Source organism: Micromonospora endophytica, from assembly GCF_003236305.1.
Lineage (GTDB): Bacteria > Actinomycetota > Actinomycetes > Mycobacteriales > Micromonosporaceae > Micromonospora > Micromonospora endophytica.
The window spans coordinates 1-22,580 of sequence record NZ_POTX01000080.1 but is presented as its reverse complement, the minus strand read 5'-3'; the positions used below and the strand labels follow the sequence as shown (position 1 = coordinate 22,580).

The window sequence follows — 22,580 nt, the reverse complement described above, 5'->3', positions numbered from 1 at the left end:
CTCCTCGGGGGTGGGACCAGGGGTAGGCCATCATCCCCCACGGCACGCCAGGGCGCTCCGTCGTGTTGTGTGCGAACGTTGTCTAATACAGGATCAGCAGGGCAGTCGGAAGGAGCCCGACATCACCAACGATCTCCCGCCCGTCAAGGCGGTGACCCGGCCGCACCGGGGGACCGGAATGACCGGTCCCTCAGTCGTGTCGTGGCCTTACCCTCAGGGCGGTCTGGGCGGCAATCCCAACCTGCCGCCCGGTGAGCGGCTGCGGGTGCTGCTGGTCGAGGACGACGAGGGTGACGCCTTCCTCGTCGGTGAGCTGTTGGCCGAGACCAACTCGGGGATCGAGTTGCTTGTCGCCACCAGCCTGAGTGAGGCCCGGCAGCGGATCGCCGGGGTGGACTGCGTGCTGCTCGATCTCGGTCTGCCCGACGCGCAGGGGCTGGACGGCCTGCGGCAGGTGTTGGAGATGTCCGGCAGCGCGGCGGTCTGCGTGCTCACCGGCCGGTCCGACGAGCACCTGGGCATCGTGGCGGTCGCCGAGGGGGCCCAGGACTATCTGGTCAAGGGCCAGGTGGACGGGGTGTTGCTGACCCGGGCGCTGCGCTACGCGGTGGAGCGCAAGCGCGCCGACGAGAACGCCCGCCGGTTGCGCGAGGTGGAGCTGCGCCAGGCCGAGTCGGCCCGCCTGGAACGCGGCCTGCTGCCCCAACCGTTGATGACCACCGAGCAGGTGTCGGTGCACACGTTCTACCGACCGGGCCGGCACGCCGCCCTGATCGGCGGGGACTTCTACGACGTGGTGCAGACCCGACCCGACCGGATCGACCTGATCGTCGGCGACGTGTGTGGGCACGGCGTGGACGAGGCCGCACTCGGGGTCGAGCTTCGGGTGGCCTGGCGGGCCCTGGTGCTGGCCGGGGTGCCGGACGACGAGGTGCTGCCCGCGCTGGAGCAGGTGCTGATGAGCGAGCGCCGGCTCCAGGAGATCTTCGCCACCGTGGCCACGGCCCGACTGGACCTCAGCGCCAACCGGGCGACCGTACGACTGGCCGGTCACCCGCCGCCGGTCCTGCTCGCCGACGGCCGGGTGGCTCCGGTGCCGGCGCCGGGCGGTCTGCTGCTCGGCGTACGCCCGCGCCGACCTGTCGCCTTCGACCTGGAGTTCGACACTGATGACTGGTCTCTGTTGATGTACACCGATGGTCTGATCGAGGGCCGGATCGGCGTCGGCGACGAGCGGCTCGACGTGCCCGGCCTGACCCGCCTGCTGGACGAACCGGCCAGCCGGATGGTCGCGTTGCCCGAACTGCCGGCCTGGTTGGTCGGGCGGGCCGAGGAACTCAACGGCGGCCCGTTCGCCGACGACGTGGCGATGCTGCTGGTGTCCCGGGGTGGTGGCCGATGAGCTCCCGGTTCAGCCGGTGGACCCTGCGCGGCCGGGTGCTGGCGCTGCTCGGCGTCGCCGGGGCGCTGCTGTTCAGCGTCGCGGTGGCCGAGGCGATCGTCGCCACGAAGAACCGCCAGCACACCGATGTGCTGCTGATGGAGGTCGGGCCGCTGCGGGTGCAGGGCCAGGAGATGCTCAGCGCGCTGCTCGACCAGGAGACCGGGGTCCGGGGTTACGCGGTGACCGCCGACCCTGAGGACCTGGTCCCGTACGAGCAGGGCGTGGCCCGGGAGCGGGACACTGCGGCACGGATCCGGGAGTTGGCCGGCAGCTATCCCGGCATCGAGGCGGATCTGGTCACCGTGGAGCGGCAGGCGGAGGGGTGGCGGCAGGCCATCGCCCAACCGGTGATCGAGGCGACCAGGACCAGTGGCACGGCCGCCGGGCAGGCGTTGCTGAGCGACGAGAGCCGGCAGCGCTTCGACGAGCTGCGGACCTCGGTGGCCGCGCTCCAGGAGGAGATCCTGACCGCCCGGGAAGCCACCGCGCGGAACGTGGAGCGGACCGGGAACCTGCTGGTCGTACTCCTTGTCGTGGCCGGTCTGGTGGTCGCGCTGGCCGGCATCGCGCTGCTGCTGTCGCTGGACCGGATGGTGTTGCGCCCGCTCACCACCCTGGCCGGTCAGGTTCGCCAGGTCGCCACCGGTGACTACGGTCACCGGATCACCGGCGGCGGGCCGCCGGAGTTCCAGCGCCTCGGCGACGACGTGGACGCGATGCGCCAGAAGATCGCGGCCGACCTGGCCGAGGTACGCGAGGCGCGGGAGCGGATCGAGTGGGTCAACTCCCAGCTTCAGAAGCAGGCCGAGGAGCTGACCCGGTCCAACCGTGACCTGGAGCAGTTCGCCTACGTGGCCTCGCACGACCTGCAGGAGCCGCTGCGCAAGGTGGCCAGCTTCTGCCAGTTGCTGCAACGCCGCTACGCCGGCCGGCTCGACGAGCGGGCCGACCAGTACATCGCCTTCGCGGTGGATGGCGCCCAGCGGATGCAGCGGTTGATCAACGACCTGTTGGCGTTCTCCCGGATCGGCCGGATCACCGCCGGCTTCACCGACGTCGACCTGAACCAGCTGATGGCGGAGGTCGCCGCGCAGACCGAGCCGGCTCGCCAGTACGCCGACGCCGAGCTGACCTGGGGCGAGATGCCGGTGATCCGGGGCGAGGAGCCGTTGCTGACCAACCTCCTGGTGAACCTGGTCAGCAACTCGGTCAAGTTCCGCCGGGCCGACGTGCCGCCGCGGGTGCACGTCTCCGCCCGGTTGGTCGACGGCGAGTGGGAGATCACCTGCCAGGACAACGGCATCGGGATCGAGCCGGAGTTCGCCGACAAGATCTTCGTGATCTTCCAGCGGTTGCACGCGAAGGACGCCTACCCCGGGACCGGGATCGGACTGGCCATCGTCAAGAAGATCGTCGAATACCACGGTGGGCGGGTCTGGGTGGACACCGACGTGCCCGAGGGCACCGCGATCCGGTTCACCCTGCCGGCGCTGCCCGCCGACGTCGAGGCCGCGACCTCCGCGACCGGCACGGACGGCCCGAGCGCCGCCGACCCGGACACCGACAGCGACGGTACGGACACCGCCGCCGACGCGGACGGTGCGGTCGCCGGCACCGAGGGCACCCGGGAGCCCGGGAACGCGGCGCCGACCAGGGACGAGCCAGGAGCCGGCGCGCCCCGACCGGACGGCGAGGGTACCGTCAACACCACAATCGCCGCAGCGGCGACGACCGACGGCGGCACGCCGGACAGCGCAGGTGGCAAGAAGGAGGCGGTGAGATGACCGCGCCGGCGGACGGCAACAGCCCGATCGAGGTGCTGCTCGTCGAGGACGATCCGGGTGACGTGTTGATGACCCAGGAGGCGTTCGAGGAGCACAAGCTGCGCAACCGGCTCAACGTCGTCTCCGACGGTGCCGAGGCGCTCGCCTACCTGCGCCGCGAGGGCCAGTACGCGGACGCGGTCCTGCCGGACCTGATCCTGCTCGACCTGAACCTGCCCCGCCGGGACGGCCGGGAGGTGCTTGAGGAGATCAAGAAGGACGAGCAGCTCTGCCGGATCCCGGTGGTGGTGCTGACCACGTCCCAGGCCGACGAGGACATCCTGCGTAGCTACCAGCTGCACGCCAACGCGTACGTGACAAAGCCTGTCGACTTCGAGCAGTTCATCTCGGTGGTGCGGCAGATCGACGAGTTCTTCGTCAGCGTGGTGAAGCTGCCGCCACGTGGCTGACACCCTGCTTGACGATGTCGCCGGACTGCTGCGGGAGACCGCCGACCGGGTCGTACTCCCCTCCTTCCGTCACCTCGGCGCGGCCGATGTGACCGAGAAGGCCCCCGGTGAGCTGGTCACCGTGGCCGACCGTAAGGCCGAAGACATGATCACGGCCGGGTTGCGCCAGCTGCGGCCGGGTTCGGTGGTGGTGGGCGAGGAGGCGGTGGCCGACGATCCCGACCTGCTGCGCCACCTGCGCGACGCGGGCGATGTCTGGCTCGTCGACCCGATCGACGGCACCGCGAACTTCGCGGCGGGTAAGCGTCCCTTCGCGCTGATGGTCTCGCTCTACACCGACGGCGAGCCGATCGCCGCCTGGGTGTTCGACCCGCTGGCCGAGACGTTCGCCACGGCCCGGCTCGGCGAGGGCACGTACCTGGACGGCAAGCCGCTGCGACTGCCGCCCGCGGCGCCACCCGTCGGTGAGCTGCGCGGTGCCGCGATGACGCGGTTCCTGCCGCCGTCGGAGCGTCGGACTGTGGAGTCGGGCGGAGCACAGGTCGGTGAACTGCTGCCGGGCCTGCACTGCGCCGGCCGCGAATACCTCGACCTGCTCACCGGCCGACAGCAGTTCGTCCTCTTCTGGCGCACCCTGCCCTGGGACCACGGCCCCGGGTCGCTGCTGGTGCAGGCCGCCGGCGGGGTGGCGCGCCGCTTCGACGGTGTCGACTACCACCCGACGAACACCGAGCACGGCCTCCTGGTCGCCATCAACGACCAGGTCTGGACCGACGTGCACCAGGCTCTTCTCCGGGCGCGCTGAACAGCGCCCGACCGGCCCGCTGAGGCGGTGGGTGAGGCGGTGTTCACGGTGTGTCGACAATCGATGGGCCGCCCGAGTCGGGGGAGTGGCCTGCGCGGATGGTTCCGGTATCCTGACCGGCGGCCTTCGCCAGCAGGCCGCCGACCGGCGCCGGTGGAGGTTGCCGCCGCGCAGTGTGACCATCGGGTGCCGGCGGCCGACGAAAGGATGCTTTCGTGCGCAGGTCCATGCCCATCGGGCGCCGGCCGTACCGGCCGCTGATCGCCCTGCTCGCCGCGGTGGCGATGCTGTTCGGCGTCGGTGCCGTGCCGGCGTATGCCGAACCCAACGAGGGCGGCAGCAAGAAGCTGCGGGACGCCCTGGAGGCCACCGCCAAGGCGCACATCGAGGCCAAGCGCAAGCTCGATGGCTCCAAGAAGCGGCAGAAGCAGCTCGGCACCGAACTGGCAGCGGTCGAGGCCCGGCTGGACGAGCTGACCGTCCTGGTCGGTGAGGTGGCTGCCCAGTCGTACCGGATCGGCCGGCTCACCCCGACCGCCGCGCTGCTGGACAGCGCCACCCCTGAGGCGTTCGTGCAGCGGGCCGCCAACCTGGACGTGATGGCTCAGCGCGACGGCCGCCGGGTGCGCGAGCTGACCGAGGCGCGTGAGCAGGCCCGGGAGGCCAAGCTCGCGATCAACGCCGAGGTCCGCGAGCAGCAGAAGCAGGTCGCGGTGATGGCGAAGAAGAAGAAGGAGGCCGAGACGGCCCTGGCGGCGGTCAGCTCGGGCAGCAGCAGCGGGTTCAGCGGCGGCAACTCCAGCTCGGCGGCGCCGGCGCCGCGCAACTCCGACGGGTCGTGGCCCGGCGAGTCGTGCTCGGTGAACGACCCGACCACCTCCGGCTGCATCACCGCGCGCACGCTGCACATGCTCAACCAGACCAAGGCGGCCGGCTACAAGCGGCACGTCTCCTGCTACCGCAGCGGTGGATCGGGCGAGCACCCCAAGGGCCGGGCCTGCGACTTCTCGGCGGCCACCAACGGCTTCGAGGACCGCACCGCCACCGGCGGCGACAAGGCGTACGGCGACAGCCTGGCCGCCTGGCACGTGCGCAACGCCGACCGGCTCGGTGTGCTCTACGTGATCTGGTACCGGCAGATCTGGCATCCCGGCACCGGCTGGCGGGCGTACAGCGGCAGCGGCAGCCCGGCCGCCGATCACACGAACCACGTTCACACTTCGATGCATTGACCCGCGACCCCGGGTTCGCTGCGTACCATCGCCACGATGAACTCTCCAACGCCTGAGGTGTCGGTCCCACCGGCACCGGCCGACCTGGAAGGGGCGCGGGCCCTGCCCAACGGGCTCGCCGCCTTCCTGGTCTTCTACTCCAGTGGGGCCGTCCTGGTCCTGGAGACCGCCGCGCTGCGCCTGGTCGGGCCGTACGTGGGCGTCACCCTCCAGGTGACCAGCTCGGTCATCGGCATCGCGCTGGCCGCCATCGCGTACGGCGCGTGGGCGGGTGGCTGGCTGGCCGACCGGCGTGATCCGCGCACCCTGCTGGCCCCGGCGCTGGTGCTCTCCGGCATCGCCACCGCGATCACCTTGCCGGCGGTGCGGTACGCCGGTGAGGTGCTGCGCGGTGGCGCGGCAAGCGCGATCCTGCTGCTGGTGGCGGTCGCGGTGTTCGCGCCCGCGATGCTGCTCTCCGCGGTCAGCCCGATGGTGATCAAGCTTCAGCTCGCCGACCTGCGCCGCACCGGCCAGGTGGTGGGCCGGCTCTCCAGCATCGGCACGCTGGGCGCCGTCACGGCCACCCTGCTCACCGGCTTCGTGTTGGTGGCTGCCCTGCCCAGCACCGTCATCCTGTTCGGGCTGGCCGCCTCGCTCGGCATCGCCGGCATCGCGCTCTGGGTGTACCTGCGTCGCCAGGAACAGGCCGCGTTGCCCGGCCCGGCCCGACTCAAGTCGGCCCTGGCCGTGCTCGGCCTGGTCGGGGTCGGGCTGACCGTGGTCGCGCCGAACCCGTGTGACGTGGAGACGGCGTACCACTGCGCCCGGGTGGAGGCCGATCCGGGCCGGTCCAGCGGCCGGACGTTGCTGCTCAACTCGGCCCAGCACTCGTACGTGGACCTGGCCGACCCGACCCACCTGGAGTACGCGTACACCAGGTGGATCGGTGCGGTGGCCGACGTGATCGCCCCGCCGGGGCAGCGCCTCGACGCGCTGCACCTGGGCGGCGGCGGGTTCACCGTGCCCCGTTACCTGACCGCCACCCGGGCCGGCACCGACAACCTGGTCTTCGAGATCGACGGTGGGCTGGTCGAGTTGGGCGAGCGGCAACTCGGTGTGACGCAGGGGCCGGACCTGCGGGCGGTGGTGGGCGACGCCCGGATGCTGGTGGCCGCCGAGGCGACCGAGAGCCGTGACTTCGTGGTCGGTGACGCCTTCGGTCACCTGGTGGTGCCCTGGCACCTGGCCACCCGGGAGATGGCCGCCGACATCCGGCGGGTGACCCGGCCCGGCGGGGTGTACGTGCAGAACGTGATCGACTATCCGCCGTTGCGGTTCATCACCAGCGAGGTGGCCACCGTCGCCGCCGAGTTCCGGCACGTGGCGCTGATCGCCCCGCCGGAGGCGCTGGCCGGGTTGCGGGGCGCCAACTTCCTGATCGTCGCCTCCGACGCGCCGCTGCCGCTGGCGGCCCTCCAGGTTCGCCTGGACGCCGAGAACGAACCGGCGAGCCTGCTCTCCGGCAGCGAACTGAGCGGTTTCGTCGGCGACGCGTTGGTGTTGACCGATGACTACGCACCGGTGGACCAACTGCTTGCCACCGCCTGATCGGGTGACATCGCCGACCGAATCCGACCAGAAAGGTGTAGGCACCCTCACCTCGGGCAACAACGGCGACCATGGGATCAGGCGTACGCAGGGGCGCGCAGTTGCTCGGTGAGCGCTACCGGCTGATCGAGCAGCTCGGCGCGGGCGGCATGTCGGTGGTCTGGCGCGGCTACGACGAGGTGCTCGGCCGCCAGGTCGCGGTGAAGGTCCTCGCCTCCCGGCTGGCCAGCGACCGGGCGTTCCGGCACCGCATCCGCACCGAGGCCCAGGCGGCGGCCCGGCTCTGCCACCCCCACATCACGAACGTGTACGACTACGGTGAGTCCGACCAGGTCGGGCTGACCGTGCCGTACGTGGTGATGGAGCTGGTCGACGGTGCTCCGCTGACCGCGCGGCTGGCCCGCGACGGACGGCTGCCGTGGCGGGAGGCGGTGACGGTCGCCGCGGAGGTCTCTGGCGCGCTGGCCACCGCGCACGCCCGGGGCGTGGTGCACCGCGATGTCACGCCCGGCAACGTGATGCTCACCCCGACCGGGGTGAAGGTCGTCGACTTCGGCATCTCGGCGCTGGTCGGGGAGAGCGAGAAGGGGCCGGACGGGACGTTGCTCGGCACGCCCGCCTACCTCGCCCCGGAACGGCTCGACAACGGCCAGGTCAGCCCGGCCACCGACGTGTACGCGGTGGGGCTGCTGCTCTACCGGATGCTCACCGGGCAGTTGCCCTGGCAGGCCGACACCACCACCCAGATGCTGCGGGCGCACATGTACCGCGAGCCGGAACCGATGCCCGCGGTGCCGGAGCTGCCCGCCGAGGTCGGCGACCTGATCCAGCGCTGCCTGGCGAAGCGACCGGTGGACCGGCCCGCCACCACCGAGTTGGCCGAGACTCTCGCCCGGGCCGTCGGGAAGACACCTGTGCTGCCGGCCGCCGCCGGACGGGCCGAGCCGCTGCGGCTGGCCAGCGCGAGTACCACGATCCTGCCCTGGTCTGCGGCGACCGACGCGTTGCCCTTCGCCGGCCTGCGTACCCGCCGGGCGGCGGACCGCCGGCGACGGATCGAGGCGGCGGTGGCCGCCGCCGGGCTGATGGCCGTGACGGCGGCGGTGTGGGGGGTCACCTCGCGCAGCCCGGCCAGTGGCGGCATCGACCAGCCGACCCAGGCCCGCATCGGCAGCGGGCAGGAGATCCCCTGTCAGGTCTCGTACGCGTTGCGCAAGGACTCCGGCAAGGACTTCACCGCCGAGGTGAGCCTGACCAACACCGGCCAGCACGAGTTGCGCGACTGGACGATGCGGTTCGCCTTCCCGGGTGAGCAGAAGGTGGTCCCGGCGACCTCGGCACCGGTACGCCAGCAGGGCCGCGCGGTGGTCGTGGAGCCCGGCCCGCAGCGTCGCGCGCTGGCACCGGGGGCCACCGAGAAGCTGACCCTGTCCGGCACGTACACCGGGTCGAATCCGCTGCCGGTGGAGTTCCGGGTGGGCGACGATCTGTGCGGTGTGCAGGTCTCCGGCGTGGCGGGGGTCGCGCCGAGGGCCAAGCCGAAGCCGGTGCGGGCCGCGGCCGGCAAGGCCGGTTCCGGCGGTGCGGGTGGGACCAAGGCGAAGTCGGAGGCGAAGAAGGAGCAGCCCAAGAAGGACAAGCCGGACAAGGGCAAGCCGAAGAAGGGCAAGCCGGAGCACGCCCAGGCGAACGGTGCGCCGGGCAAGGGCAAGGCAGCCAAGGCCAGGGCCGGCAAGAAGGGCAAGCCGGGCGGAGGGCCGCCGAAGCACGCCAAGGGCGGCTGACCGGGTCAGGACAGCATGGAGAAACGCTGGACCTGCTCGATGGTTCCCTCCACGATGATGATGTCGTCGCGGCGCAGTTCCAGCCCCTCGGCGACGTAGCGGTACCGGTTCTCGCCCGCCCGCTTGATCCCGACCACCCGTACGCCGTAGCGCTCCACCAGCCGGGCCTGGCTGATCGAGCGGGCGACGAGCGGCTCCGGCACCCGCATCTTGGCGATCGCGAAGGCACCCTCGATCTCGACGAAGTCGAGCATCCGGCTGACGATCAGGTGGGCCAGTCGTTCTCCCGTCTCCGCCTCGGGAAAGATCACGTGTTGGGCGCCGACCGCTTCGAGGATCTTCGCGTGCTGGGTGGAGGTGGCGCGGGCCCAGATCTGCGGGATTCCCAGCTCGACCAGGGCGAGCACGGTGAGCACGCTGGACTCCACCGAGGCGCCGATGGCCACCACCACCCGATGCAGCTCCGCCACGCCGAGCTGGCGCAGTGCCTCCCCGTCGGTGGAGTCGGCCTGCGTCACCTGAGCCAGCCGGGTCGACCACTTCTGCACCTGCTGCGGGCTGCGGTCGATCGCCAGCACGTCGTGGCCGAGCGCGGTGAGCGACTCGGCGAGGTGGCAGCCGAACCGGCCGAGCCCGATCACGGCGATACCACCGGCGTCGACGTTCTTATCCGACAATGGGTTGCTCCTCTGCGTAGCGGTAGAGCCGGCGCCGGGTGTTCAGGGCGATCGCCGAGCCGAGGGTGAGCGGCCCGATCCGGCCGACGTACATCAGCACGATCAGCAGCAGATGTCCGGCGTCGCCGAGCTTCGCCGTCACGCCGACGGTGAGCCCGGTGGTGCTGAAGGCCGAGGTGATCTCGAAGAGGGCGGTCTGGACCGGCAGGTGGTTGGTGATCGCGATGAGCAGGCTGGCGGATGCCGCCACGATGGCGACGCTCAGCAGGGCCACGGTGAGGGCCTGCCGCTGGCTGGCGGTGGCGACCCGGCGGCGCCCGACCGTCACGTCGGGCTCGCCGCGGATCTCCGCCCAGATGACGAAGGCGAGCAGGAAGAAGGTGGAGACCTTGATCCCACCGGCGGTGCTGGCGCTGCCACCGCCGATGAACATCAACCAGATCAGCAGCGGGTAGCTCTCCTCCCGGATCGCACCGGGAGGCACCACCTCGATCCCGCCGGTGCGGGCGAGCGCGATCTGGCTGAACGCGGCGAGCAGCTTGTCCGCGGCGGCGTACTGCCCGATCGTCCCCCGGTTGCTCCACTCGATGGCCAGGAAGGCGACGGTGCCGACGGCCACCAGGACCACGCTGCCCCAGATGGTCAGCTTGGTGGCGACCGCCCAGCGGGCCGGCCGGCGCCACTGGCGGACCGCCTCGAACAGCGCCGGGAAGCCGACCCCGCCGACGACGCTGCCGAAAGCCAGCGGCAGGGTGATCCAGGGATCCCGGGAGAAGGCCAGCAACCCGTCCGGGTAGAGCGAGAAACCGGAGTTGTTGAACGCCTGGATGGAGTGGAAGCCGGCCGACCAGAGCGCGCCGCCCAGCGAGTAGTCGTAGGCCATCCAGAGCCGACCGGTGACGACGACCGTCATCAGCGCCTCGCAGGCCAGCACCGTGGCGCCGATGTGCAGCAGCAGCCGGCGGATGTTGCCGAGCCCGTACTCCAGGGTCTCGGCCTGGACCAGTAACCGGTTCTGCAGGCCGAGGCGGCGGGAGACGGTCAGGATCACCAGCGCGGCACCGGTCAGGATGCCGAGGCCGCCGAGCTGGGTGAGCACGGTGATGACCACCAGGCCCGCAGTTGACCAGTAGTGCGGGGTGTCGACGACGGCCAGGCCGGTGACTGAGATGGCCGAGGTGCTGGTGAAGAGCGCGGTGAGGAAGGACGGGTGCCGGTCCTCGATCGCCATCGGGGGCAGCATCAGCAGGCCGGTGCCGAACATGATCGCCACCAGGAAGGAGATCGGCACGAGTCGGACCGGGTGACGGAAGAACCGGCGCACCAGCCAATCTTCCGATTCCTCCCCTTTCTCCGTAGTCGAATGCGGAATCCGAGGATTCACCGGCTGGTCAGGCGCGGACCAACTGGTGGTCAGCCCGGCCGGGTCTGCTGAGCGGGATTCCCAGACGTAAAGGAGACCGCGTTGCGACGACGTACCCTTTCCGCCCTCGGCGTGTCGGCGGTGCTGCTCGCCGCCGTGGCCGTGCCCGGCCTGGCCGTCGCGGCGAAGCCGGCACCCGGTCCCGACCCGGCCCGGGCGGACCACCAACCCGTCGTGATCGGCCACCGCGGCGCCAGCGGCTACCGACCGGAGCACACCATCGAGGCGTACCGGTTGGCCATCCGGATGGGCGCCGACTACATCGAACCGGACCTGGTAGCGACCGCCGACGGCGTGCTGGTGGCCCGGCACGAGAACGAGATCAGCGGTACGACGGACGTGGCGACCAGGCCCGAGTTCGCCGACCGCCGGACCACGAAGAGCATCGACGGCTCCTCGGTGACCGGCTGGTTCACCGAGGACTTCACCCTGGCCGAGCTGCGCACGCTGCGCGCGAAGGAGCGGCTGCCGCAGGTGCGGGTCGGCAACACCGCCTTCGACGGGCAGTACCAGGTGCCGACCTTCCAGGAGGTGATCGACCTGGCCCGGGCCGAGGGAAAGGCCCGTGGTCGGGTCATCGGCGTCTATCCGGAGACCAAGCACCCGTCGTACTTCGTCTCGATCGGCCTGCCGCTGGAGGAGCCGCTGGTCGAGGTGTTGCGGCGCAACGGCTGGACCAGGCGCTCCGCGCCGGTGATCATCCAGTCCTTCGAGACGGCCAACCTGCGGCGGCTGGACCGCATGATCGACGTACGACTGGCTCAACTGCTGGACGCCTCCGGTCGCCCGTACGACTTCACCGTCTCCGGTGACAGCCGTACCTACCGCGACCTGGCCACTCCGGCGGGTCTCAAGTGGATCGCCCGGTACGCCGACGGGATCGGCGCGAACAAGAACCTGATCGTGCCGCGTGACTCGGCCGGCAGATTGCTCGCCCCGACCACGCTCGTACGCGACGCGCACCGGGAGAAGCTGATCGTGCACGCCTGGACCTTCCGGGCGGAGAACCAGTTCCTCCCGGTCGACCTCCGCATCGGCACCGACCCGAACGCCCGTGGCGACATCCAGGCCGAGTACGAGCTGTTCTACCGCCTCGGCCTCGACGGCGTCTTCACCGACCACCCGGACACCGCCGTCGCCGCCCGCGCCGGCCTACCCCGCCGCTGACCACTCCTTTGCCGGCCCGCCACCCCGGTTTCGGGGTGGCGGCCCGTCACGCGTGGCTGCTGGTGGGGTGCGGCCCCGAGGCAGCTTTTTCCCTGAAGTTGTTGGTAGGGTGCGGCCCCGAGGCAGCACTTTCCCTGAAGTTGCTGGTAGGGCGCGGGAGTGAGGAGAGCCGATGGTCGTCGATGCCGCGCTTGCCCGCATCAACGAAGGCGTGCAGTTGCACCATGGGCAAGGGCAACGCGAGGCCGCGCGTGACCTGTTCGCGCAGCTCTGGGACGAGATCGGTGGGGAACAGGGCGACCCGCTGCACGTGTGCGTGCTGGCGCACTCGATGGCCGATGTGCAGGACGACGTGCACCAGGAGTTGCTCTGGGATCAGCGGGCGCTGGCCGCTGCCGACCGACTCACCGAGGCCCGGGTCGCCGAAGCCGGGGTGCCGTTGTCGGTGGCCGGCCTGTATCCGTCGCTGCACCTCAACCTGGGTGAGTGCTACCGCAAGCTCGGCGATCTGGACCAGGCCCGCGCGCATCTCCAGCACGCCGAGGCGGGCATCGGCGCGCTCGGCGACGACGATTACGGCCGCCTGATCAGAGGCGGCCTGACTCACCTGGCCCAGCAACTGGCTTCCGAGTAGTCGCCTTGGCGTAGATCACCGGGCAGCCAACGCGGGCACCCGGATCAGGCCACGTTGAGCCGGTGAAAGTCCGGCGGCCTCGGCGAGTTGGCCCTGCGTCATGCCCTGCCACTGCCCGGACTTGTCTCCAGCGACGAGGAAGCGTGCCTCCCAGAAGGTGGGCTACTCGGCAGTGCGGTCGGCGACGAAGGTGCCCCGGCCGGGCTGGCCGGTGATCAGCTCACGATCGTGCAGCAGCGACATCGCACGGTACGCGGTGCCGACGCTGACGTTGTACATGTCGGCGATCTGGCTGGTCGACGGCAGTTTGTCGCCGGGTTTTAGTTCGCCACTCTTGATCTTCGCGGCGAAGTCGTTGGCGATGACTTTGTAGGGCGCGGGTGCTGTGGGCATGGTGAGGACTCCGGTTGGTTCGGCACCTCCGATCCTGCCCCACCTGCACAAGTAACTGCAACAACTTGTTACGCCACCATCGCTACTGACTCGACTATCTATAGATACTGTTGTAGGTTGACGGTGTCCGGCTCCGGTTGGTTCGGCAAACCTGCGGAGGCGGACGTGAAGTGGGCTCCGGGGTCGTACCGCCAAGGAGGGCTGCGGTCGCGGGGCCGGCGGCCTGGCCGGCGTCCCCTGTCCGGCGGCCGGGCCGCCTCCACGCGTGCCGCGCGCTCGGCGTGCGGTTGCCAGCAGAAGGAGCGTCCGTGCGCAACATGTTCAACCTGTTCCGGCCGGACCGGAGCAGCCGGTCTCCGAACGGCGGGTGGTTCCGGTCGGCGACGGGTCCGCGGTTGACCCCGGGGCAGATCCGCGCCCAGCGGTTCCGATCGGTGCCGGGTGGGCTCGACCCGGAGGAGGTGTACGCCTACCTGCACCGGGTCGCCGCCGAACTGGCCTGCGTGCGGCGTGACCTGGTCACGGTCGTCGAGGAGAACGTACGCGTCAAGCGGGCACTTCGTAGCTGGCGCACCCGGTGCACGCCGGAGGGGTGGCGATGAGCAGCGGTCGCTTCGTGGTGCACCTGCCGGTGCGGGTCGCGAATCTGGCCGCCGCGCGGCGGTTCGCCCGGACGCTCACCCGCGCGCTGAGCTTCTTTCCCAACATCGAGGCCGCCGGCACCACGGGGTGGAACGAGTTGCGGTATGCCGGGGTATCCGGGGCGGTTGAGGGCACGGGTTGCGGTGTCTCGTGCGGCGGGGCGGGAGACGCCACGGTCGTGTCCGGGATCGACACAGGGACGGGTCGGGCGGTGGCGGCGGTGGCCGCCGCAGGGGTGGTGGCGTCGCCACCCTGGCCCCGGGCTTGTCAAGGTGGGCCACTCCATGCCGGTTACTTGTGTGTTTCCGCCACATAGCCCGTGGGTGACGTCACTTCTAGCGTGAGCCGACACATAAGGTTTCCTCTCCCTCTGAGTCCTCACGTGGAGTCGCTATGACGGTCCGGACGACACGACGGGTGTTCCTGTCCACCGCCACGATGATGGCCGCGGCGCTCGCCGCCACGGCGTGTGGCAGTCCACAGGACACCGCCAGTGGCGGCGGCGACAGTGCCGCGCCGGTGAAGGTTGGTCTGGTCTACTCCCAGTCGGGAGCGCTGGCCAGTTACGGAAAGCAGTACATCGAAGGGTTCCGGGCCGGCCTGGACTTCGCCACCAACGGCACCAACAAGGTGGGCGACCGGGCGATCGAGATCACCGAGGTCGACGACGCCGGTGACCCGGCCAAGGCGGTCTCCGCGGCCAAGGACCTGATCGGCAAGGGCAACAAGATCATTGCCGGTTCGACGGCCTCGGGGGTGGCGCTCCAGGTCGCCCCGATCGCCGCCCAGAACAAGGTCCTGTTCATCTCCGGACCGGCCGCCACCGACGCGGTGACCGGTGCGAACAAGTACACGTTCCGCTCCGGCCGGCAGTCGTACCAGGACGTGGTCACCGCCAAGTCGTTCATCGGCGACCCGACCGGCAAGAAGGTGGTCGTCTTCGCCCAGGACGGTGCCTTCGGCGACGCCAACGAGGCGGCGGTCAAGGAGGTCATCGGCGGTGCCGGGGCGACCGTCAGCGCGGTCCGGGCGCCCGCCAGCGCCACCGAGTTCACCCCGTTCGCCAGCCAGATCAAGTCCGCCAAGCCGGACCTGCTCTTCGTCGCCTGGGCCGGCTCCACCGCCCCGGCCATGTGGCAGACCCTCGACCAGCAGGGGGTGCTGACTTCCACCACAGTCGTCACCGGCCTGGACATCCGCGCCTCCTGGCCCACCTTCGGGGCGGCCGGCACCAAGATCTCCTTCCTGTCGCACTACTTCGACGGGGCCAGCGACACCGAGGCGGCCAAGGCCGCGAAGGCGAAGGTTCCCGGCGGCACCCTCGACCTGTTCCACCCGGACGGCTTCGCCGCCGCCCAGATGGTGGTCCGGGCCGCGCAGGAGGGCGGCGACGACGTCGACAAGATGATCTCCGCGTTGGAGGGCTGGAGCTTCGAGGGCGTGAAGGGCACCATGACCATCCGCGCCGAGGACCACGCCCTGCTCCAGCCGATGTACCAGGCGAACCTGGCCGGCAGCGGGGAGAACTTCACCGCGACCGCGCAGAAGGCGCTCACCGGTGAGGAGACCGCGCCGCCGGTCCAGGCGATGAAGGGCTGAGGCGGGCATGCTCGCCACCCGCGGTCTGACCTGGCGGATCGGTGAGGTCGCCATCGTCGACTCGGTCGAGATCGACCTGGCACCCGGGGAGTTCCTCGGCGTGATCGGCCCCAACGGCGCCGGCAAGACCTCACTGTTCAACCTGATCACCGGCCTGCGCCGGCCCACCGAGGGGCAGGTCACCCTGGACGGGCGGGACATCTCCGCCCTGCCGCCGCACCGACGGGCCCGGCTCGGGTTGGGGCGTACCTTCCAGGCGTCCTCGGTCTTCGGCTCGCTCACCGTGCGGGAGAACGTCCGACTCGCCGTGCAGGCACACCGCGGGGGATCGATGAAGCTGTGGCGGCGGGCGGCGGCCGACCGGGAGGTGGCCGCCGCCGCCGACACGGCGCTGGACCGGGTCGGCCTGGCCCACCGGGGTACGGCACTGGCCGGCACCCTCGCCCACGGCGAGAAACGCAAGCTGGAAATCGCCCTGCTGCTGGCCGGCGAACCGACGGTGATGCTGCTGGACGAGCCGATGGCCGGGGTCAGCGCCGAGGACGTCCCCGAACTCGTCCAGGTCATCCGCTCGCTCACCGGCGACAACGGCCGGTCGGTGCTGATGGTCGAGCACCACATGGACGTGATTCTGGAACTGGCCGACCGGATCGCCGTGATGCACCACGGCGCCCTGCTGGCCTGCGACACCCCGGAGACGGTCATGGCCAACCCGACAGTGCAAGAGGCATACCTGGGGGAGGAGCTGTGAGCCAGCCGGTACTCACCGTGGACGATCTGTCGGTCCGGATCGCCGGGCTGCACATCCTCCAGGGTGTCTCCTTCACTGTCGCCCCGACCGGGGTGACAGTGCTGCTCGGGCGCAACGGGGTCGGCAAGACCACCACGTTGCGTGCGGTGGTCGGGCTGACCCCCCGCAACGGCGAGGTGGACGGCACGGTCCGGATGGGGGAGCAGTCCCTGCTGGACCGGCCGACCCACCGGCTGGTTCGTGGCGGGCTGGGCTACGTGCCGGAGGACCGGTGCGTCTTCGCCGGCCTCACCGTCGCGGAGAACCTGCGGCTCGCCGAGCGGCGCGGCAGCACCCCGGCGTACGACCGGGTGTTCGCGCTCTTTCCCGAACTGGACCGGCGGTCCCGGCAACGGGCCGGTTCACTCTCCGGCGGGCAGCAGCAGATGCTCGCCATCGGCCGGGTGCTGCTCAACGACAACCGGCTGCTGCTGGTCGACGAGCCCACCAAGGGGTTGGCCCCGAAGGTGGTGACCGAGGTCGCCGAGGTGCTGGAACGGGTAGCCGAATCCGTGCCGGTGCTGCTGGTCGAGCAGAACCTGGCGGTGGTCCGGCGGCTGGCCCGGGACGCGGTGGTGCTCGCCGCCGGCAAGGTGGCCTGGGCCGGAGACGCCCAGGAACTGCTGTCGGAGACCGCGCTGACCAGGTCGCTGCTCGGCGTCGGCTCGGCCGAAGCCCATGACGCTACGCCGGCCGCGGCCCGGAAGGACGGCCACTGATGGACGCGATCATCCTGTTGACGCTCACCGGGCTCGGCCTGGCGGCGCTCTACTTCCTGGTGGCCTCCGGGCTGTCCCTGGTCTTCGGCCTGGCCGACGTGCTCAACTTCGCGCACGGGCTCTTCCTCGGCGTCGGCGCGTACGCCACCTGGTGGGCCGCCGGTAACCTGCCCGGTGCCGGGGCCGACGGCCTGGGCTTCGTGGTCGCGGTCGCCTTCGGGGTGGCCGCCGGCACGCTGATGGCGGTGCTGGTCGAGCTGGTGCTGATCCGGCCGCTCTACTCCCGCACCATCGAGCAGGTGCTGGTCACCGTCGGTCTCTCCCTGGCCGGCGTGGCGTTGTTGCAGGCCACCTGGGGTGCGGACGCCCGACCGTTCCCGCGTCCGGAGTGGACCCGCCAGGTGACCACGATCCTCGGCGCGCAGGTGCCGAACGGCGGGCTGCTGCTGATCATCGCGGCGGTGCTGGTGCTCGCCGCGATCCTGGCCTTCCTCCAGTGGACCCGGTACGGCCTGATCATCCGGGCCGGAGTGGAGAACCGGGAGATGGTCACCGCGCTGGGCATCGACGTACGCAAGGCGTTCACCCTGGTCTTCGCCATCGGCGGGGCGGCGGCGGCACTGGCCGGCGCGCTGGGCAGCGTCTACTTCGGCACCGTCTCGCCCCAGCAGGGCGGCTCGTTGCTGATCTTCGCGTTCATCGTGGTGGTGATCGGCGGCATGGGCTCGGTGGTCGGGTCGGCGTACGCGGCGGTCGCGGTCGGGCTGCTGCAACAGTTCGTGAACTACTACGGCACCTCCGGGCTGGGTGACATCTGCGTGGTGGCACTGCTCGCCGTGGTGCTGCTGCTGCGCCCGCAGGGCATTGCCGGAAAGGCGGCCATCGCATGACCGAGGTCAAAAGTCCCGAGGTGCCGGCGCCCCCAGCGGCGGTGCCGGCCGAGCTGACCGGTGGCCGGGTCAGCCGGCTGCGCCCGTACCTGCCGCTGTTGGTGCTGGTCGTGGCGGTCATCCTGCCGTACTCGACGCTGCACCTGCCGGGCATCTTCGAGGGCGCGCTGAACTCGCCGGGCACCCTGCAACTGCTCGCCGTCTGCCTGGTCTTCGGTGGCCTGGCGGCCGGCTACGACCTGCTCTTCGGGCGGACCGGGATGCTCTCCTTCGGCCACGCCCTCTATTTCGCCGCCGGGGTGTACGGCACCGACATCCTGATCACCCGGGCCGGGCTGCCGCTCTGGCAGGCCGCGCCGCTGGCCATCGTCGGCGGGACGATCCTCGCCGGGCTGATCGGCGCGGTGGCGCTGCGTACCGTGGGCATCGCCTTCGCCATGGTGACGTTGGCCTTCGCCCAGGTCGGGGCGATCCTGGTGGCCCGGGACTTCGGCGGGCTCACCGGAGGTGAGGAGGGCCTGCCGCTGGACGTCTCCGGGCTGCCCGCCGGGCTGGTCGGGGTCGCCAACACGGTGAACCTCTACTGGCTGGCGCTTGCCTACCTGGTCGTGGTGGTGCTTGTGGTGCACCGGGTCAGCGGCTCGCCGACCGGGCGGGTGCTGGCCGGGCTGCGCGACGACGAGCGCCGCATCGGGGTGCTCGGGCTGGACCCGTACCGGTTCAAGCTTGTCGCCTTCACCCTGGCCGGCGGCCTGGCTGCGGCGGGCGGGGTGGTCTACTGCCTGATCGTCGGCGGTGCCTCACCGCACATCACCAGCAGCGAGCTGACCCTGTCCCTGCTGGTGATGGTGGTGCTCGGTGGGCCGGGCACCCGCTGGGGTCCGGTGCTGGGCGGCATCCTCTACATGTATCTCGACCATCGGCTGGTGTCGTTCGGCAGTTCCGGGGCGGTGGAGGCGCTGCCGGCCTTCCTCAGCCGCCCGCTCTCCGAGCCGCTCTTCGTCCTCGGCACCGTCTTCATCCTGGCGGTCTACTTCTTCCCCGGTGGACTGGCCAGCCTGGCACCTCGGCTGGCTCTGCTCCGCGACGCCCTGCGCCCCGGCCGGCGCCGGGAGGACTGATCGCGAGGGGGCGGTACGGCACAACGGCGTGCCGTACCGCCCCCTCGCGATCCCCGTCAGCCGTTGTTGAGCATGTCGTACGCGGCCTTCGGCGCCGCCTTCGCCTCGTCACCGGCGAAGGCGACGATCTGCGGGGCGGTGCCGAAGTCGGAGTACTCCACCACGTACTCAGATGCCTTCCGCTTGCCGATCGCCGGGATCTCCAGGGTGAGCGAGGCGAGGTTGCCGTCCGGGCCGACCAGGGCGGTGAGCGGGACCGGCTCGGTGACGTCGCCGAGCGGAGCCACCTCCGCCATGGCCTCCACCAGCTCCGGCTGGGTGGAGAAATCGACCACAGCGGTGTACGTGCCGCCCTCGCCGGCCTGCACGTCGGAGGCCGCGCGGATGATCACCTCGGCGTTGCCGGGGTCGTTGCCCTCGTACGTGGGCAGCGGTTCCGACCCCTTGATCTTCGCCGGATCCAGCTCCATCCAGGTGGTCGGCAGCTTCATCAGCTCCTGGATGTCCCGCTCGCCCTTGAACTTCACCCGCATCCAGGTGCGGGCCTCGACCACCCGGAAGGCCATCTCCAGGGTGAAGTCCTTGTCCTTGCTGACGATCTCCATCTGCATGCCCCGGTTGGCCGGGTCGATCGTGCCGGAGACGTCACCCGAGGCGTCACTCGTGCTGAAGCGGAAGGCCGGGTCCTGGGCGTCCGGCACCGCCGCCAGCAGTTCCTGCTTCGGGTCCGGCGGTGGCGGCGGAATGGCCTGCGGACTGGCGTCCTTGTCATCGCAGCCGGCCATCAGGGTCGCGGCCAGCAGAGCGACAGCGGTGGCCGCGAACCGCCGGGTACGGGCGGTGGTGCCGGTTCGCTGAGTCATCTCGTCTCTCTCTCCGGGAACGAACGGGAATCCTATGCCAGAGTTCCGCCGGCTGCGGCCTGACGCGGGTGCCGCCGAACCGGACGCTGGTAGAAATGCCGGATGAGCCAGGAACGCACGGCGGTACGACAGCGGGCCGAAGCGGTGCTGCGGCGGCTGGCCGGCGACCACGCCCGCCTGCGCGAGGACCAGTGGCGGGCGATCGAGGCATTGGTGGTCGACCGGCGGCGGGTGCTCTGCGTGCAACGCACCGGGTGGGGCAAGTCGGCAGTCTACTTCGTGGCCACCGCGCTGCTGCGCGAGCGCGAGCAGCCGGCCGGCCCCACCGTGATCGTGTCGCCGTTGCTGGCGTTGATGCGCAACCAGGTGGACGCCGCGGCGCGGGCCGGGATCCGGGCCCGGACCATCAACTCGGCGAACCTGGACGAGTGGGCGGAGATCACCACCGAGATCCACGCCGGCACGGTCGACGTGCTGCTGATCAGCCCGGAGCGGCTCAACAACCCGGAGTTCCGCGACGGCGTGCTGCCGCAGCTCGCCGCCACCACGGGCCTGCTGGTGGTGGACGAGGCGCACTGCGTGTCCGACTGGGGGCACGACTTCCGACCGGACTACCGCCGGCTGCGTACGTTCCTCGGCCGGCTGCCGGAGCACACGCCGGTGCTGGCGACCACCGCCACCGCCAACGCCCGGGTCACTCGGGACGTGGCCGAGCAGCTCGGCACCGAGCCGACCGATCCGGCGGTGGCCCGACCGGACGTGCTGGTGCTGCGCGGCAGCCTGGACCGGGAGTCGTTGCGGCTGGGCGTACTCGAACTGCCCGACCCGGCGCACCGGCTCGGCTGGCTCGCCGACCACCTGGACCGGCTGCCCGGCTCGGGCATCATCTACACCCTCACCGTCGCGGCGGCCACCGAGACCACCGAGTTCCTGCGGTCCCGGGGCTGGTCGGTGGCGGCCTACACCGGGCAGGCCGAGGACGCCGACCGCCGCGCCGCCGAACAGGACCTGCTCGACAACAAGATCAAGGCGCTGGTCGCCACCAGCGCGCTCGGCATGGGCTTCGACAAACCGGATCTCGGCTTCGTGGTGCATCTCGGCGCGCCACCCTCGCCGATCGCCTACTACCAGCAGGTCGGGCGGGCCGGTCGAGCCGTCGAACACGCCGAGGTGCTGCTGCTGCCCGGCGCCGAGGACGCCGCCATCTGGCGATACTTCGCCTCGCTCGCTTTCCCGCCCGAGGAGCAGGTGCGCGCGGTGCTGGCCGCCCTGCCCACCGACCGTCCGCTCTCCACCCAGGCCCTGGAACCCCTCGTCGACCTGCGTCGGGCCCGGCTGGAGCTGATGCTCAAGGTGCTCGACGTGGACGGCGCGGTCCGCCGGGTGCGCGGCGGCTGGCTCGCCACCGGCGAGCCCTGGGTCTACGACGGGGCCCGGTTGCGCCGCGTCGCCGCCGCCCGCGCCGCCGAGCAGCAGGCCATGCTCGGGTACGCGGCGACGACCGGCTGCCGACTGCGTTACCTGCGCGAGTGCCTGGACGACGACCAGGCGACCGACTGCGGCAGGTGTGACAGCTGCGCCGGTGCGCTCTTCTCGGCGCAGGTGTCACCGGCGGCGTTGACCGCTGCGCAGAGCTTCCTCGGCCGCCCCGGTGTGCAGATCGCGCCGAAGAAACTCTGGCCGACCGGGCTGGCGGCGGTGGGCGTACCGCTGAAGGGGCGGATCGCCCCGGCCGAGCAGGCGCTGCCCGGCCGGGCCGTGGGTCGGCTCTCCGACCTGGGCTGGGGTGGCCGGCTGCGGAACCTGGTCGGGCCGGGTGCGGTGGACGGTCCGCTCCCCGACGACGTGGCCGCCGCCGTGATCGAGGTGCTGAAGGCGTGGGCGCACGGCGACGACCCGTGGCCCGCGCGCCCGGCCGGGGTGGTCGCGGTCGACTCGCGTACCCGTCCGGTGCTCATCGGGTCGCTTGCCGAACGGATCGCCACCGTCGGACGGCTGCCGCTGCTCGGCCGGGTCACCGTCACCGGCCCGGCCGGTGCTGACGCGCCGCGCGGCAACAGCGCCCAGCGGGTACGCGCGCTGCACGGCAACCTCACCGTGCCCGAGCCGGTGGCCGACGCCCTGGCCGACCTGGACGGTCCGGTGCTGCTCATCGACGACCTGGTCGACTCGGGCTGGACGATGACCCTCGCCGCCCGTGCCCTGCGCCACGCCGCCGCCCCCGCGGTCCTTCCGCTGGCCCTGGCCCTGGCCGCCTGACCCGTCCCACCGGCGGTACCGTGGGCGTCATGGCTGAGCAGGACCTCGACGCGGTGGCGCTCGGGTCGGTACGCACCGCCGAGCGTCCGGTGGCGGCAACCGACGCCGACCGCGAGGTGGTCTCGGCCGTGCCGGACCGGGCCACGCTGCGGTTGGCGCTCGTGGTGGGTGGGCTCGTCCTGGCCGTGCTGCTCGGGTTCGGGCTCGGCCGGATCAACAGCGGTGGGCCGGCGGCGGCGATGGGTGGCGCCGACAGCGCGCTCGCCGATCACACGCACGCGCCGGGAGCCGGGGCGCACTCGCACGGGGTGGGGC

At 71.3% G+C, this 22,580-nt stretch carries 20 protein-coding genes and 1 pseudogene; 17 read left to right on the top strand and 4 right to left on the bottom strand.

What is annotated here, in order from left to right; genetic code table 11:
* Positions 1 to 151: 151 nt before the first annotated feature.
* From C1I93_RS14170 to C1I93_RS14140, 7 genes are all read left to right on the top strand, one after another.
* Complete coding sequence (locus C1I93_RS14170; protein WP_181445166.1) at positions 152 to 1,402, top strand: PP2C family protein-serine/threonine phosphatase; 1,251 nt, start codon at positions 152 to 154, stop codon at positions 1,400 to 1,402.
* Positions 1,399 to 3,228, top strand: a complete 1,830-nt coding sequence (locus tag C1I93_RS14165) for a sensor histidine kinase (RefSeq protein WP_111243746.1) — start codon at positions 1,399 to 1,401, stop codon at positions 3,226 to 3,228. The genes C1I93_RS14170 and C1I93_RS14165 overlap by 4 nt, the downstream gene beginning before the upstream one ends.
* Positions 3,225 to 3,677: a response regulator gene (locus C1I93_RS14160; RefSeq protein WP_111243745.1), complete on the top strand. Its 453-nt coding sequence runs from the start codon at positions 3,225 to 3,227 to the stop codon at positions 3,675 to 3,677. The genes C1I93_RS14165 and C1I93_RS14160 overlap by 4 nt, the downstream gene beginning before the upstream one ends.
* The gene (locus tag C1I93_RS14155) at positions 3,670 to 4,482 is read left to right on the top strand and encodes an inositol monophosphatase family protein (protein ID WP_111243744.1); all 813 of its coding nucleotides are present in this window, start codon (positions 3,670 to 3,672) and stop codon (positions 4,480 to 4,482) included. Before C1I93_RS14160 ends, C1I93_RS14155 begins: the two co-directional genes overlap by 8 nt.
* A gap of 227 nt (positions 4,483 to 4,709) precedes the next feature.
* Positions 4,710 to 5,714: a coiled-coil domain-containing protein gene (locus C1I93_RS14150; RefSeq protein WP_111243743.1), complete on the top strand. Its 1,005-nt coding sequence runs from the start codon at positions 4,710 to 4,712 to the stop codon at positions 5,712 to 5,714.
* Between the two features lie 36 nt (positions 5,715 to 5,750).
* Positions 5,751 to 7,304, top strand: a complete 1,554-nt coding sequence (locus C1I93_RS14145; RefSeq protein ID WP_111243742.1) for a fused MFS/spermidine synthase — start codon at positions 5,751 to 5,753, stop codon at positions 7,302 to 7,304.
* A gap of 71 nt (positions 7,305 to 7,375) precedes the next feature.
* Positions 7,376 to 9,088, top strand: coding sequence for a serine/threonine-protein kinase (locus tag C1I93_RS14140; protein WP_111243741.1), 1,713 nt, complete (start codon positions 7,376 to 7,378; stop codon positions 9,086 to 9,088).
* A 5-nt stretch (positions 9,089 to 9,093) separates the two neighbouring features.
* On the opposite strand, the gene C1I93_RS14135 is transcribed toward C1I93_RS14140, so the two are convergent.
* Together C1I93_RS14135 and C1I93_RS14130 are read right to left on the bottom strand one after the other, a co-directional pair.
* Positions 9,094 to 9,765 (bottom strand): potassium channel family protein, encoded by a 672-nt coding sequence (locus tag C1I93_RS14135; RefSeq protein ID WP_111243740.1) that lies wholly within the window; start codon positions 9,763 to 9,765, stop codon positions 9,094 to 9,096.
* Positions 9,755 to 11,089 carry a TrkH family potassium uptake protein gene (locus tag C1I93_RS14130; RefSeq protein WP_223256552.1) on the bottom strand — a complete coding sequence of 445 codons (1,335 nt, stop codon included), beginning with the start codon at positions 11,087 to 11,089 and terminating at the stop codon, positions 9,755 to 9,757. Before C1I93_RS14130 ends, C1I93_RS14135 begins: the two co-directional genes overlap by 11 nt.
* Positions 11,090 to 11,230: 141 nt before the next feature.
* Here C1I93_RS14130 and C1I93_RS14125 point away from each other — a divergent pair, with 141 nt between their 5' ends.
* A complete protein-coding gene (locus C1I93_RS14125; protein WP_111243739.1) occupies positions 11,231 to 12,355 on the top strand; it encodes a glycerophosphodiester phosphodiesterase in 1,125 nt (374 codons plus the stop codon).
* 172 nt (positions 12,356 to 12,527) lie between these two features.
* Positions 12,528 to 12,989, top strand: a complete 462-nt coding sequence (locus C1I93_RS14120) for a tetratricopeptide repeat protein (protein WP_111243738.1) — start codon at positions 12,528 to 12,530, stop codon at positions 12,987 to 12,989.
* A gap of 162 nt (positions 12,990 to 13,151) precedes the next feature.
* On the opposite strand, the gene C1I93_RS14115 is transcribed toward C1I93_RS14120, so the two are convergent.
* On the bottom strand, positions 13,152 to 13,382 hold the full coding sequence (locus C1I93_RS14115) for a winged helix-turn-helix domain-containing protein (RefSeq protein ID WP_111243737.1): 231 nt from the start codon (positions 13,380 to 13,382) through the stop codon (positions 13,152 to 13,154).
* Positions 13,383 to 13,699: 317 nt separating this feature from the next.
* On the opposite strand from C1I93_RS14115, the gene C1I93_RS14110 reads away from it, so the two are divergent.
* The 6 genes from C1I93_RS14110 (at position 13,700) to C1I93_RS14085 (ending at position 19,143) form a co-directional block, all read left to right on the top strand.
* Positions 13,700 to 13,984 carry a DivIVA domain-containing protein gene (locus C1I93_RS14110; RefSeq protein ID WP_223256556.1) on the top strand — a complete coding sequence of 95 codons (285 nt, stop codon included), beginning with the start codon at positions 13,700 to 13,702 and terminating at the stop codon, positions 13,982 to 13,984.
* 433 nt (positions 13,985 to 14,417) lie between these two features.
* A complete protein-coding gene (locus tag C1I93_RS14105) occupies positions 14,418 to 15,623 on the top strand; it encodes a substrate-binding domain-containing protein (protein WP_111243735.1) in 1,206 nt (401 codons plus the stop codon).
* Positions 15,624 to 15,630: 7 nt separating this feature from the next.
* Complete coding sequence (locus C1I93_RS14100; protein ID WP_111243734.1) at positions 15,631 to 16,374, top strand: ABC transporter ATP-binding protein; 744 nt, start codon at positions 15,631 to 15,633, stop codon at positions 16,372 to 16,374.
* Positions 16,371 to 17,132: an ABC transporter ATP-binding protein gene (locus C1I93_RS14095; RefSeq protein ID WP_111243733.1), complete on the top strand. Its 762-nt coding sequence runs from the start codon at positions 16,371 to 16,373 to the stop codon at positions 17,130 to 17,132. The genes C1I93_RS14100 and C1I93_RS14095 overlap by 4 nt, the downstream gene beginning before the upstream one ends.
* On the top strand, positions 17,132 to 18,022 hold the full coding sequence (locus tag C1I93_RS14090; protein WP_111243732.1) for a branched-chain amino acid ABC transporter permease: 891 nt from the start codon (positions 17,132 to 17,134) through the stop codon (positions 18,020 to 18,022). Before C1I93_RS14095 ends, C1I93_RS14090 begins: the two co-directional genes overlap by 1 nt.
* The gene (locus tag C1I93_RS14085; RefSeq protein WP_111243731.1) at positions 18,019 to 19,143 is read left to right on the top strand and encodes a branched-chain amino acid ABC transporter permease; all 1,125 of its coding nucleotides are present in this window, start codon (positions 18,019 to 18,021) and stop codon (positions 19,141 to 19,143) included. Before C1I93_RS14090 ends, C1I93_RS14085 begins: the two co-directional genes overlap by 4 nt.
* Positions 19,144 to 19,199: 56 nt before the next feature.
* Here C1I93_RS14085 and C1I93_RS14080 read toward each other — a convergent pair whose 3' ends face one another.
* Positions 19,200 to 20,006 (bottom strand): hypothetical protein, encoded by an 807-nt coding sequence (locus C1I93_RS14080; RefSeq protein WP_111243730.1) that lies wholly within the window; start codon positions 20,004 to 20,006, stop codon positions 19,200 to 19,202.
* 102 nt (positions 20,007 to 20,108) lie between these two features.
* On the opposite strand from C1I93_RS14080, the gene C1I93_RS14075 reads away from it, so the two are divergent.
* Entirely contained in the window at positions 20,109 to 22,265 is a 2,157-nt protein-coding gene (locus tag C1I93_RS14075) for a RecQ family ATP-dependent DNA helicase (RefSeq protein WP_111243729.1), read from the top strand.
* Positions 22,266 to 22,294: 29 nt separating this feature from the next.
* A pseudogene (locus tag C1I93_RS14070) lies at positions 22,295 to 22,580 on the top strand (hypothetical protein); the annotation flags it as partial.